The 12,583-nt window shown below is 60.7% G+C and carries 14 protein-coding genes and 2 pseudogenes; 5 read left to right on the top strand and 11 right to left on the bottom strand.

The window, feature by feature from the left end; all coding sequences use genetic code 11:
• A partial coding sequence (locus ACN0SE_RS19785; protein ID WP_417526254.1) for a hypothetical protein occupies positions 1-609 on the top strand: 609 nt, incomplete at its 5' end.
• A 262-nt stretch (positions 610-871) separates the two neighbouring features.
• On the opposite strand, the pseudogene ACN0SE_RS19780 reads toward ACN0SE_RS19785, so the two are convergent.
• Positions 872-1,003, bottom strand: a pseudogene (locus ACN0SE_RS19780) (HupE/UreJ family protein); the annotation flags it as partial.
• 130 nt (positions 1,004-1,133) lie between these two features.
• On the opposite strand from ACN0SE_RS19780, the gene ACN0SE_RS19775 reads away from it, so the two are divergent.
• Positions 1,134-1,628: a DUF421 domain-containing protein gene (locus ACN0SE_RS19775; protein ID WP_417526253.1), complete on the top strand. Its 495-nt coding sequence runs from the start codon at positions 1,134-1,136 to the stop codon at positions 1,626-1,628.
• Positions 1,629-1,721: 93 nt separating this feature from the next.
• Here the strand turns inward: ACN0SE_RS19775 and ACN0SE_RS19770 are convergent, their stop codons facing one another.
• From ACN0SE_RS19770 to ACN0SE_RS19745, 6 genes are all read right to left on the bottom strand, one after another.
• Entirely contained in the window at positions 1,722-2,231 is a 510-nt protein-coding gene (locus ACN0SE_RS19770) for a beta-lactamase hydrolase domain-containing protein (protein ID WP_417526252.1), read from the bottom strand.
• On the bottom strand, positions 2,192-3,583 hold the full coding sequence (locus ACN0SE_RS19765) for an MBL fold metallo-hydrolase (RefSeq protein ID WP_417526251.1): 1,392 nt from the start codon (positions 3,581-3,583) through the stop codon (positions 2,192-2,194). The genes ACN0SE_RS19770 and ACN0SE_RS19765 overlap by 40 nt, the downstream gene beginning before the upstream one ends.
• Before the next feature lie 118 nt (positions 3,584-3,701).
• The gene (locus ACN0SE_RS19760) at positions 3,702-5,441 is read right to left on the bottom strand and encodes a SulP family inorganic anion transporter (RefSeq protein ID WP_417526250.1); all 1,740 of its coding nucleotides are present in this window, start codon (positions 5,439-5,441) and stop codon (positions 3,702-3,704) included.
• A gap of 60 nt (positions 5,442-5,501) precedes the next feature.
• The gene (locus tag ACN0SE_RS19755; protein WP_417526249.1) at positions 5,502-6,419 is read right to left on the bottom strand and encodes an MBL fold metallo-hydrolase; all 918 of its coding nucleotides are present in this window, start codon (positions 6,417-6,419) and stop codon (positions 5,502-5,504) included.
• A complete protein-coding gene (locus ACN0SE_RS19750; RefSeq protein WP_417526248.1) occupies positions 6,416-6,856 on the bottom strand; it encodes a DUF6691 family protein in 441 nt (146 codons plus the stop codon). The genes ACN0SE_RS19755 and ACN0SE_RS19750 overlap by 4 nt, the downstream gene beginning before the upstream one ends.
• A gap of 10 nt (positions 6,857-6,866) precedes the next feature.
• On the bottom strand, positions 6,867-7,337 hold the full coding sequence (locus ACN0SE_RS19745) for a YeeE/YedE family protein (protein WP_417526255.1): 471 nt from the start codon (positions 7,335-7,337) through the stop codon (positions 6,867-6,869).
• A gap of 53 nt (positions 7,338-7,390) precedes the next feature.
• Between ACN0SE_RS19745 and ACN0SE_RS19740 the strand changes: the two genes are divergently transcribed.
• From ACN0SE_RS19740 to ACN0SE_RS19730, 3 genes are read left to right on the top strand one after another with little or no spacing between them, the layout of a single operon-like run.
• Positions 7,391-7,729: an ArsR/SmtB family transcription factor gene (locus ACN0SE_RS19740; RefSeq protein WP_417526247.1), complete on the top strand. Its 339-nt coding sequence runs from the start codon at positions 7,391-7,393 to the stop codon at positions 7,727-7,729.
• 10 nt (positions 7,730-7,739) lie between these two features.
• Positions 7,740-9,473 (top strand): ATP-binding protein, encoded by a 1,734-nt coding sequence (locus tag ACN0SE_RS19735; protein WP_417526246.1) that lies wholly within the window; start codon positions 7,740-7,742, stop codon positions 9,471-9,473.
• Positions 9,474-9,516: 43 nt separating this feature from the next.
• A complete protein-coding gene (locus ACN0SE_RS19730; protein ID WP_417526245.1) occupies positions 9,517-9,795 on the top strand; it encodes a sensor histidine kinase in 279 nt (92 codons plus the stop codon).
• Positions 9,796-9,815: 20 nt separating this feature from the next.
• Here ACN0SE_RS19730 and ACN0SE_RS19725 read toward each other — a convergent pair.
• From ACN0SE_RS19725 to ACN0SE_RS19710, 4 genes and pseudogenes are all read right to left on the bottom strand, one after another.
• Positions 9,816-9,983, bottom strand: a pseudogene (locus ACN0SE_RS19725) (IS256 family transposase); the annotation flags it as partial.
• A gap of 485 nt (positions 9,984-10,468) precedes the next feature.
• The gene (locus ACN0SE_RS19720; protein WP_417526244.1) at positions 10,469-10,978 is read right to left on the bottom strand and encodes a metallophosphoesterase family protein; all 510 of its coding nucleotides are present in this window, start codon (positions 10,976-10,978) and stop codon (positions 10,469-10,471) included.
• A 138-nt stretch (positions 10,979-11,116) separates the two neighbouring features.
• Complete coding sequence (locus ACN0SE_RS19715) at positions 11,117-11,488, bottom strand: helix-turn-helix domain-containing protein (protein WP_417526243.1); 372 nt, start codon at positions 11,486-11,488, stop codon at positions 11,117-11,119.
• A gap of 199 nt (positions 11,489-11,687) precedes the next feature.
• Complete coding sequence (locus tag ACN0SE_RS19710) at positions 11,688-11,933, bottom strand: ribbon-helix-helix domain-containing protein (RefSeq protein WP_417526242.1); 246 nt, start codon at positions 11,931-11,933, stop codon at positions 11,688-11,690.
• Positions 11,934-12,583 lie beyond the last annotated feature (650 nt).

Here is a 12,583-nt window from a genome sequence, read left to right as displayed (position 1 = left end):
CCACATCAGTGTAAGGGGGTCATTTTTGGACGCCGATCACCCCGTTACGGGGTCAAAATTGCACGCCTGTTCACAGCCACGGTCGCCTTTTCTGATCTCAACCTGCGTTTCACCACCGACCGAGCGGGCCTCGCCGAGGTGTTCCGGCGGGTGCTCGATGGTCGGCTCCGCCCGACCGCGGGCAGCATCCATGGCCGGCTCGGCGAGTTTCGGTTCTGCCGAGGTGAAGTAGATGCAGTTCTCACGGAGGCTCGGCGGGGTCCGGGTATGACCGTCCAACAGGTTGCCCACCTAACCGGGTGGAAAGACCAATGTATCGCGGCTTGGTGCGTGCAAGGTCTCATTGAGCACGAGGTGTATGAACATGCCGGGCGAACGGGCCGGATGATCAGCGTCGAGAGCCTATCGAAGTTCCAATCGACCCATCTCCCCTTGAGCGAGCTCGCGAAGCAGCTGGGCACAACCTCTCGCTACCTGATGCGGCGTTTGGGCGAGCTCGGCGTCCACCCGATCGGTTGTTTTCGGGACGGCAAAGCATGGCGGGGACATCTCATTCCACATTCGGCGATAGCAGCGGCAGCGCTCGGTCTCCGTCCAGAAGGGGAATAACGGAAATGGCGCGCGCACCCGTTAACCTCGACCCGTGATGATCTGTCTAAGGGGGTGCGCCAACATTCGCCGCAGTGTGGGCCAAGTCTGCTCAGCGGACCTTGCTGTCGTTCGCTGCGGACGCACAATCTCCGTCGCAGTTGAGAAGGGGCAGCACCACGGTGACGAGGATTGCCACGGCCGACGCCCCGGCGATTACTGTAGAACGGATAAGCTGCTTCGAATTGGAAAGTTCGTCGAGGCTGGGTTTTTCTGCGTTGGTGTAGGCTTGGCGCAAGAAGTCCGGCGACTTCCGCCAGAAGCCCATGACGATGAGGATCACGGCAAGCGCCATGAGCTGTCCCAGTTCCACGCCGACGTTGAAGGCCAGCAGGTCCGCCAAGAGCCCTTCGGACGTTCACTTGCCGTTGCGGTCTCTTAACGGTCGAAGGTGGAATGGAGGTTGCCAGCACCATTGCTAAATTGCACTTATTCGTGTGGCCCTCGCTGCAATTCGGGTGAGACGTCCAGAGGGAACCGCGAGTATGGAGACATTCCATTATCTGATTGGGCAAGATACGCCACATATTGCCTGGTGGCAGATGAGCCTGCGCGCTGTGATCATCTTTCTCTACGCCATCCTGCTCTATCGGGTGGCACCGCGACGATCATTTTCAAACCTGTCTGCGCAGGACATTGTCCTGACTGTGATCTTGGGGTCGAGCCTGAGCCGGTCGCTCACCGGCAATGCCCCTCTCCTACCCACTCTTGCCGCCACAGGTTTGCTTGTTGTCCTTTATGTTTCCGTGACCGCCCTGGCGCCGCGCTCCAAGATCGTCTCCCGTCTCCTGAAGGGCCGCCCAATAACCCTTGTTCGCTCCGGAGAGGTTGACGACGAGGCAGTCCGGAAAGCGCGTTTGGGCGAGAACGATATCGCGGAATTGCTGCGGCTGAATGGCTTGCGGGATCTTTCGGAGGTCGAGGAAGCGCGAATTGAACGAAATGGCCAAATCAGTGTAATCCCGAAGCGCGCCACCTGACACAGCGCGTGGCTTCATAGAACGGCGCCATAAATAGACCAGATCGCGCCGAATAGTCGGGACCAGCTTTCCCCGGCGCCGGTCCCTGCCAGATTATTTGCCGTTGTGGCTATCTACGTAGTTCTTCACGAAATCTTCGAGCTCCGGCGTGTCACACTCGAAACCCATCTCTTCGGCCTTTTTGACGACTTCCTCACCGGTCATGCCTTCCTCGCAGCCGATGTGCATCATCACGAAAGCGCCGGACCGCTTGCCCGAGGCGCAGTGCACGAGAATCGGCGCCGGCAGGTCGGTAGCCTTTTGGCGGAAGTCGTCCACAAGATCTTCGGACAGTTTCTCGCCGTCCACCGGATGGTGCAGAAAGGTCAGACCGGCCTGCTTTGCCTTTTGGCCTTCCTCCTGCGGCCTCATCTTCAGCTTCTTGTCCTCGTCATCGGTCTGCATGTTGATGAGCGATTGGAAGCCTTCCTGCGCGGCCTCCCGGATCTGATCAGTCTCGGGCGCGAACTTGGCGATGGTGAAGCGGTCATTGATTTGAACAGTATCTTGCATTTTCTGCTCCTTTAGCTCGGTTTCTCGGTTTTGTAGCCGGCGGCTTGCCAAGCCTTCCAACTTCCGGGGACGTTGCGCACCTGGTCGAAGCCGTTCTTCTTCAGTAGGCTTGCGGCAATCGAAGCACGAAAGCCGCTGGCGCAATACGTGGCATAGGGTGCGGCACGGTCGAGGCTGTCCATTTCGTCGCGCAACTCCCCAAGGAAGGCATGCCGCGCGCCGGGAATGTGCCCGCCCTCCCACTCGTCGGGTTTGCGCACGTCCAACGGTCGCAGATCCACAGCCTCCTTCAGCTCATGCACGGAAATCTGCGGAATCTGGGCAAACTCCCGCCCGGCTTCGCGCCACGCCGCTATGCCGCCGGCCAGGTAGCCGCCGAAGTCGGTGAAACCGGTGCGCCAGAGCAGGCGCAACACGCGGGGCAAATCGCCGTCATCGTGCAGGACGAGGTGGATCGGCTTCTCGGGGTCGAGCAGCCAACCGGCCCAGACCGAAAGCTCCGGCCGGGCGCCGATATTGAGGCTGCCCGGCACGTGACCGGCGCCGAAGTCCATCATGTCGCGCACGTCGAGCAATTGGGCACCCGCCTCCGCCGCCTCAGCGAAACGCTCGACGGTCATCGGCTCGATCCGCGGCAGGTTGCGCAGGACCTCCGGGCCCTTCGAATTAACCTTCTTCATGCGCGGATAATGCGTCGGCACTGGCGGCGCGTCGCCGAGGATCGCCTCCTTGAACTCTTCCAAATCCGTGATCTGGGCGTAGCTGTTAAAGCGCCGCTCATAACCGATAGTCGACGACATCCGGTCGCCGATGTCCGGCCCGCAGGCGGAGCCCGCCCCGTGGCAGGGGTAGATGATGACATCGTCGGGCAGCGCCATGAAGACGTCCTGCACCGTGTGGAAGAGCTTCTCGGCCAATTCCTCGGACTGGTCGTCACCCAGAAGATCCGGGCGGCCGACGCTGTCGACAAAGAAAGCGTCACCAGAGAGAACACCCCAAGGGGTCTCGGTATCGCCGTCAAACAGAAGGTAAGACATATGCTCCGGCGTGTGGCCGGGAGTAAAGCGCGCCTTCATCCGCATGCCGCCGAAGGTGAATTCGTCACCGTCCCGGACCGATTCATGCTCGAAGCCATAGTCGGCGTCGCCCTCGGTGCTGACGTAGAGCTTGGCTTGCCCGCCCAGTCGGTCCACTAATTCGCGGGCGCCGCTCAGGAAATCGGCGTGGATATGGGTCTCAAAGACATGAGTGATGGCCATACCGAAGTGCCGCGCGGTCTCGAGGTAGATCTCCACGTCGGGGCGCGGATCGACAACGGCGCACGTATGGGCCGCATCGTCGCCGAGCAGGTAAGAGCATTCGGCGACCCCGTCGGACAGTATCTGTTCGAAGCGTAAGGTCATGTCAGTTCCTCCTGCTGCCAAACCAATTACTGCCGCAGGGTGTTCCCATATGTCCGGTTTGCACGTGAGATTTCGCTGACGAGGCCACCTTCGCTGGCTATTGAATTGGGCGTGCCGGCTATCCCCCGATTGCGCCGGTCCGGAGGTTGGATGCGTCTCTTAGATAGACCTCAGCTTCATGTTGGCTCAGGAAAATCTCGCCGGTCAGCTCATCGAGGAAATGGCTCCGCTTGAGGCGATCCATAACCGGGCCCTTCACTTCGCTCAGGTGCAGGCGGATGTCGGCATCGCGGAGGCGCGCATTGATCGCCTCCAGCGACTCCAGCGCCGAAAGATCGACTTCATTGACAGCTGGGAACATCAGCACCACGTCCGTCAGCTCCGGCTTGTCGGCCGCATAGGCGGCAAGCTGGTCCTCGAGATAGCGTGCGTTCGGAAAGTAGAGGCTCTCATCGACCCGTAGTGACAGGACATGCGGCTGGGTTTCTACCTCATGGCGCAATACGTTGCGAAAATGCTCTGTGCCAGGCACGCGGCCCACCACCGCCATGTGCGGGCGCGACGTCTTGTAAAGGTGCACGAGGATCGAGGTGACGACCCCAGCCGTCACCCCCAGCTCTACCCCGGCCAGCAGGGTCAGCAGGATCGTCACCGCAACAGCAGCAAAGTCGGCACGGCTGAAGGACCAGGCTCGCTTGAGGATCGATAGATCGACGAGGCTCAGCACCGCCACGATGATCGTGGCCGCCAAGGTGGCCTTGGGCAGATAATAGATCAGCGGTGTCAGAAACAGCGCCGCGAGCGCCAGGCCGAGCGCCGTGAAAGCACCGGCGGCCGGCGTTTCTGCGCCGGCATCATAGTTGACCACCGAGCGCGAGAAGCCGCCGGTCACCGGGAAGCCGCCAGTGAAAGCCGCGCCCATGTTGGCGGCGCCAAGCCCGATCAGCTCCTGGTCGGGGTCGATCCGCTGTCGCTTCTTCGCGGCCAGAGTCTGCGCGACCGAAATCGATTCAACGAAACCGATGATCGAGATCAGCAACGCGGGCATCGCCAGCTGTTGGATCAGTTCCGGAGAGACCGACGGCAGGGTAAATGGCGGCAGACTTTGAGGCACTTCTCCCACTATGGCAACGCCGCGCTCGCCGAGATCGAAAAGCCAGACAGCCAACGTGGTGCCGACGATGGCCAGCACCGGGCCGGTCTTCGCCCCCAGATCGGCCGCTCGCGGACCGAGACCCGCACGCAGCAGAAGCGGCTTCAACCCGCCACGCACCCAGTAGAGGAAGGCTGTGGCCGTGGCACCAAGCGCAAGGGTGATGAGGTTGACATCACCCAGATGCGCCCAGAGGCTCGCGAGGATCTCGATCAGCGTGTGGCCCTCGGCTTCGATACCGAAGACGTGGCGCAACTGACTGGCGGCGATCAGGATGCCGCTGGCGGTGATGAAGCCCGCGATTACAGGGTGGGACAGGAAATTGGCCAGAAATCCCAGCCGTAGCAGCCCCAGAGCAAGGAGCATCGCGCCAGAGAGCGCCGCCAGCGTCAGCGCCGCGGTAACATAGCCCGCCGTGCCGCTTTCGGCGACATTACCGACTGCCGCAGCTGTCATCAGCGACACCACGGCCACCGGTCCGACCGCCAGCGCCCGCGACGTGCCAAAGATCGCATAGAGGATGATCGGCGTGATAGAGGCGTAGATCCCGGCCTCCGGCGGCATCCCGGCCAGCAACGCATAGGCCAGCGACTGCGGGATCAGCATGATCGTGACGATTACCGCCGCGACAGCATCACCAGTGAACGCAGAGCGATCGTAGCTGCGGCCCCAGTCAAGTATCGGGAAATAGCGTGACAGCGACATAGCATCAGGTCCGGGAACTGTGAGGAGCTGGAGGGTGGCCTCATGACCACCGCCCGAGGTTCAGTCGAAGCGGTTGACCGGCAGCTTCAAGTAGTGATTGCCGTCATCTTCCGCCGGAGGTAGCCGCCCACCCCGCAGGTTCACCTGGAGCGCGGCCAGGATGCGGTCAGGCAATGGCAGGGTCGCATCGCGCTCCTGTCGGCGCTTGATGTAGTCCTCACGGTCGGTGCCGTCCTTGACGTGCTTGTTGTTTGCCTTGTGCTCTTCAACTGTCGCTTCCCACATCGGCTCGTCGCGTTCCGGGCCGCCGTAGTCGTGGCCGACGAAGAGCCGGGTGTTGCCCGGCAGGGCCAGAATCTCCTGGATCGACTCCCAGAGCTCGGTTGTCTTGCCGCCCGGGAAGTCCGAACGCGAGGTGCCGACATCGGGCTGCATCAGCGTGTCATGCACAAAGGCCGCGTCGCCGCAGACGTAGGTGATCGAGCCGAGCGTGTGTCCCGGCGACAGCATGATCTTCACATCGAGCTCGCCAATACTGAATGTCTCACCTTCCTCGAAGAGACGATCAAAATCGCGCTCGGGGTCGAAGGCGTCTGGCAGGTTGTAAAGATCGGCCCAGATCTTCGCGATCTCGGGAACAAGAGCGCCGATCGCGTTCGGCGCACCGGTGCGTTCTTTCAGATGCGCCGAAGCCATTACATGATCGGCATGAGGATGCGTGTCGAGCACCCACTGGACTTCCAGCCCGTTCTCGCCCACGAGGTCCAGAACCTGGTCCATGCTCTCGGTCGAGAACCGATAGTTCCGGTGATCGAAGTTCCATGCCACGTCGATTAGCGCTGCTTTCTTTGTCGTCGGATCGGCGCAGATATATTGGATTGAACCGGTGTCGGGTTCGTAGATGCCCCAAACATCGGGACTGCCTTCGCCGGTCGAGGGCGAATGGCGGACGACGCGGGACTTCAGCGGTTCTTTCATTGGGTGGCCCCTTTCAGCGAGAAGGGTTTGTCGGGCGCATGGCGGGCCGCCCACATGCCGATCAGCATGAAAGGCACGAAGATGAGGGTGCCTGTGGCGGCGATTGGAAGGGCGGTGAGCGCCGGTCCGGGGCAAAACCCACCGAGACCCCAGCCCGTTCCAAAAATCGCAGCTCCTACAACCAGCTTCGGCTCGATGTCGCTCCTCCGCGGGATGCGGAATTCGCTGTCGAAAAATGGACGGTCGAGCGCGCGGGTGAGCCAGGCGAACCCTGGTGCCGTCACCAAGATGGCGCCCCCCATCACAAAGGCGAGGCTCGGGTCCCAACTGCCGAACAGGTCGAGAAAGTTCAGCACCTTTGCTGGGTTGGCCATTCCTGAGATGATCAGGCCGAGGCCGAAGATCAGGCCGGCAATAAGGGCAAATATCTGTTTCATCGCTCAGACCTCAGATCAGGTGACGGGTGACAAGGACGGTCAAAAAGGCCGCTGTCATGAACACGATCGTTGCCGCAATGGACCGCGCCGAGCCACGGGAGATGCCACAGACCCCATGGCCCGAAGTGCAGCCGTTGCCGAAGACGGCGCCGAAGCCGACAAGCAGGCCGGCAATCGCCATCAGAACCGGGCTGGACGGCACCCATTGTTCAGGCCAATCGCCCGACACCAGTAACCAGACCGGTGCGGCCAGCAACAGGCCCAGAACGAACAGGGCTGAAACGCCGCGCGCTTCGCCGTCGCTGCTGCGAGCGAAGATGCGTGAGGTCAGGCCGCTGATGCCGGCAATGCGGCCGTTGGTGGCCATCAGCAATACAGCCGATGCCCCGATCATCATGCCGCCGCCGAGCGACAGCCAAGGTGTGAAAGCAGTTTCCATCAATTCACTCCGCGATGGCGCGCAGGATCGTGCACGCTTGATGTTGTCTACGGTCGATGTATATCGCAATCTGAATATTCAAGGCGGGGCATGTAATGGCGAGCGACGACCTACTTGACGGAGATGTCAGAAAAGCCGCTGAACTGATGAAGATGCTGGCCTCGGAGGCCCGTTTGCGGATTCTGTGTCGCCTGGTGGAAGGCGAGCGCTCGGTAGGTCAGCTTGCGCAAGACTGTGGCGTCGCCCAGCCCACAATGTCTCAGCAACTCAAGCGGCTCAAAGACGCCGGTCTGATTGAAGGCCGCCGGGAAGCCCAGACGGTCTACTATCGACTCGCCGGGGATGAAGTCGCGGCGGTGCTGGAGACCCTGCACACCCTGTATTGCGCACGTTCGCGCTGGCCGCTGTCGACTGAGAAAGGCCGGGCAACATGACCGGACAAGAATGTTGAGTATTGACCGCGCTTGCCGTGTAGTTCGCTGCATGAACACACACGCGATCAGGCGACTTGGCGACCTAATCGGCCGCCGCTTTAGCAAGGATGCCCGGACCCTGAAGATTGTCCTGGGCAGTGCCGTAGCAACGCTGTTGTTGGCCTCGATCTGGATCGTAGTGGAGGCAAGGCAGGACGAGCAGGCTGATGTCCGCACCGCGGCGATGAACATCAGCGCGCTCCTTGCGGAACAAGGCAGGACAGCGCTGGAATCGACCGACCTTGCGTTGCGTGCGATCGCCGATCGGATCGAACGCGAGGATCTCCCACAAGACGACGCGGAATTTCGCACGTTCATTCGCAGTCTCAACGAACGCCTTGAGACGGTGCGTGCGCTCTTCGTCATCGGGGCGGACGGCTTCATCAGTCACGACACCGATTACCCGGAAACTCCGCGCGTCTCGCTCGCGGACCGGCAGTATTTCAGCGTATTGCGCGAAGACCCCGACAGGGACTTCCACGTCGGCCGCCCGATTCTGAGTCGGTCGGTCCAGCGCTGGTTCGTTCCTGTCGCACGTCGACTCGAGACCACCGACGGCCAGTTTGCCGGCGTCGCTGTCGCAGCGCTTGAGCCGAACTTCATCGAACGAACCTACGGCCGCCTGAAACTCGAGCCGCGAGACGTAGTTGCCCTGTTTCATACGGACCAGACGCTGATTGCGAGCGTCCCATCCCTGCCTGACGCTTATGGAAAACAGGCCGGGAACGCCCGATTGTTCTCGCCCAATCTGGCCGAGGCTTCGAACGGTATTTACCACACCATAAACCCGCTCACCGGGCGCGAGGCGGTGGTCGGGTTTGAACGCTTCGGCGAGTTCCCTCTTGTGGTCGCCGTCGGCCTTGACCACGGCGATGCTTTGGTCGATTGGCGCCGGACACTCTGGACCGTCGTTCTTGCTGATATCCTTCTGATCGCGCTGATGCTGTTGCTCTACTCAGCACTGGAGCGTCGTCGGCTCGAGCGGCAGGTCGAGCGCCAGAAGGCAGCGATGCAGCAGAAACTTGAGGCCATCGGCTTCATGACGAGCGGTATCTCGCATGACTTCAAGAACATTCTTGCGGTGATCGACTCCGCGGTGCGCTTGCTGCGACGGAGAGATGCAGATGAAACCCTGCTTCGAGGCATCGATGCCGCCCGAGAGCGCGGTGTTGGACTGATCTCTGTCCTACTCCAGTTCGCCAAAGATCAGCAGGTGCATACAAGCACGTTCAACTTGGACGGGCAGATCCGCTCCCTCGAAGCTCTGCTTCGCCGCAGCACGGGCCCAGGCGTCACACTGTCACTCAATCTCGAGGCAGGCGAAGCTTGCGTAGAGGCGAGCCCCGCGTTGTTAGATGCAGCGTTGATGAACCTGGCGGTCAACGCCTCGCATGCAATGCCCAAAGGTGGCGAACTCGTCATTAAGACGCGGGTCGTCGATCTCGACGAACATCCCAGCCTTCATTCGGGGCGTTACGTGTCCATTCAGGTTGAAGACACCGGACAGGGCATCTCTCAGGAAACAATTGCCAGCCTGTTCCAGCCGTTCACAAGCACGAAAGGGGCGCAAGGCACCGGTCTCGGCCTCTATCAGACCCGACGTTTCGCGCGGGAGGCTGGTGGCGATGTAAGCGTCACCAGCGAGATTGACCACGGAACGCGCGTGCAAATCCTGTTGCCCGTGGTGGAGCCTTCTTCGCGGTGACGACCGGCGGTTCGTTCCTTCCGTATTCGAATGTGGTCGTGCGATGGGCGGCGTCGTCGAACTTTGCGTGGCTGTTTGCCGGGATGGTGCGGAAATTACCGTATCCGACGCTGGTCCGGGGATTTCCGAGGAGGACCGTGCTCGCATAACGGAGCGCTTATTTCGCGGCCGAAACGCCCCCGAAGGGGGTAGCGGGCTGGGATTATCCATCGCGCAAGCGGCCATGGGGCGCATCGGCGGAAACCTAAAGTTTTGTGCGCGAAAGCGTGGTGGAGAGAACGTAACGCTGACGTTCGCCCTATCGAGGTCTGATGTCCGCTGAGCGCCAGGTGCCCGCTTTTTGCGTTGCGCCAGCCGCTCGGTGCTCTTTTCGCCGTAGTCGGCGCCGGTCTTGGCACCGACCTCCAACTCCATCAGCCGCTTGGCGGCAAAGCCGATCATCTCGCGTAGCAGGTCCGCATCGCCGCTCTTCTCGACGAGCGCGCGAAGGTCCATCATCGGTTTGGTCATCGGGTCTATCCCCCGGTTCAAGTTCGTTGTCGCAACCCGACCCTACCGAGAAACCCGATGGCCACCGACACCTACACTACGCCCCGGGACGCCATCGAAATTAGAGTGGTGCCTGCGAAGCGTGGTCGTTGATGGGCCGCGCACCCCCGCCTGCCTGTCGTGCAGTCTTTCAATGACAACTTGGTCACCAGACGGAAGCGTCTGCTGCACGGACTGGCTCACTCCGCCGGTGAACATGGGTTCGGCTATACCGGAAAGAAACGAGATAATACCGCGCAGCTCCCAGCACTCGCAGTCGCGCAGGACGCTCTTTGGACGACCCAACTTTTATGGTCTGGTCCTGCCCCCTGCGAGAGCATCCCCGCTTCTCGAGCTTCTGGAAGGAATACCCCGCGCGAGCGGATCGTCTCCTGCCCGCGGCAATGATAACTATGCATGTTCAATCGATTGGCCGGCCCAGATACTTACGTTCAATCAGCGGCGGTCTAAACAGGCAGCTCGTGGATCATGGCACGGGGGCGGCCATTCTCCGCCCAAAGGAACGCCAGCGTGATCGGCAGCCGGAAGCGGCGTGGACCGGCCGCTCCGGGGTTCAACCACAGAAGGGAGCCAATCTCTTCAATGCTGGGCTTGTGCGAATGGCCTGAGATGACAACATTCCGGCATTGGGCCTCCGGATCGACCTGTAGATCCTTGCGGTCATGGATCATGTAAATGTTTAGCCCGTGGATTGTGAGGCTCACCGTTCGGGGCAGGTCTTCGGCCCAGGGACTACGGTCGATGTTGCCGCGTATTGCCGTCAAGGGCGCTACGCGGGCGAGAGCGTCGAGATGCGCTGGATCGCCGATGTCTCCTGCATGCAGGATGTGGCCGACGCCTTGCAGAGCTTCCAGCGCTTCGGGTCGGAGCAGGCCGTGAGTATCGGAGATGACGCCGACAACTTCTTCAGGAGCTGGCGGGCATAGAGACTGAACAGGAGAAGCCTCGGTGGTCATCGAAGACTGTCCTGCATGTAGTTAGCTCCTCGGCAATTGGTTTTGCACGACGGTAGAGTGCGGACGGTTACATCAGGCTGAATGGGCGCTCATCCTGCTTTCTCGCAATTTCCTCGGGGATTTGCTTGGCGGATCGCGCTAATCAAGGTCAAGGTCGATATCCGAACTGATGCGGCCGCGGGCCTTCTCGAAAGCTTCCTTGAACGCATCATCGCTATCGATCTGCCTGTCCGAGATGAGCAGCGCGAAGTGGCCACCGCACGCAATCACGTAGCGCTCGATGGACGCAAGGCTTGGCACGGGCCCGGACAGGGATTCCAGCCGTGCGACTATCGATTGGGTCATACCTGCTGATGCCGCAACTTCCTCCTGAGTTAGTCCTCGTGCATCACGTAAAGCGCGCAATTTCACGGCGATCTCACGCTTGCGGACGTTCTTGGCTTGGCGCTCCGCGAGCTGCGGATGCGCGAGATGAAGCGCGTTTCGGAGGGATGCGTAACTGTTCGCCATTACCAGTATCTCCATTGTCGAGTCGTAGTATAGCACATTTGCTATGAATTGATTTGTTGCTTGAGAGATTTTGACTCGCGTCCGGTCAGTCTGGCCAACCTCGCCATTTGAGGCCTGCCTGTCCTGTCCCCCCACTTACAAACAGACCGGCACTTGGACTCGTTTCGGGTAATGCAATCAAGCGCATTGGTGCGCCCCGTCAAAAAGCCTCGTCAGCTACCCGGACGGCTCGCTCTTTGAGAGTGTCGAAGGTCTGTGGGGAGAGGGGCTCGTCTTGCACGCTCTTGCGACCTTCATCGAGAAGCGCGCGAAGTGCCTGCCGATCCAGGTCGCGCCGGATCAGATCGCGCACATATTCGCTCGCAGTGCCGTAACCGCGTGCCTTGGCCTGAGCGTCCACTGCTGAGCGCATGTCATCCGGCAAGGAGATATTCATCGTAACCATGCGAGCAAATTGAGGCCTTCGGCAAATTTTAGCAAGACGACGGGTTGATGCCGGCCGAGGGCGGGCTGCCCGGATCAAGCGCAGGAAGTGGCTACATTGTTATCTAAGGGGGTCTGTCGCCAGCGCGCTCAGCCTCGTGGACGGCGTTTGTCGCCCAACAAAGAGCGCCTTCTATAGACGACGTGACGACCCGAAAAAATATGCGCGCAGGTCGCGAAAAAAATTGCGCGCGGAACGCAGCTAAGTCCTTGATCCCCCGCGTGCCAGACGAAAAAATATGCGCGCCCCTACAGGGCATGTAGGATCACGCATAATCGTGCGCGATACCCATAAGTTTGCGCGATTGGCTTATGAGCTCGCGCTTGGGTGGCGTGCGACTTGCAGAGGCAACGCGACGCCGGCGTAAGGTGTAGGGCCAGTGTGAGCACGCACAGTAGCACGACCGCTCGGCGCCCTGACGAAAATATCTTGATTTCCTGGCCCGGAAGTGCAAATCCTACGCTATAGCAATGCCACGGGGTCAGGCTACACGCCGACCGCCTCAGGGGATCCTTCGGGATCCCTTGTGTGTTTCTAGGCTCAGGATGCATTGATTTCTATGGCGCAGCGTGATTCACGGTTCCGAAAAGGAGCGGTGACATGAGCGATCT

Origin of the sequence: Marinovum sp. (assembly GCF_048263515.1) — a bacterium.
GTDB lineage: Bacteria > Pseudomonadota > Alphaproteobacteria > Rhodobacterales > Rhodobacteraceae > Marinovum.
This window is presented reverse-complemented; position numbering and strand designations above follow the sequence as displayed.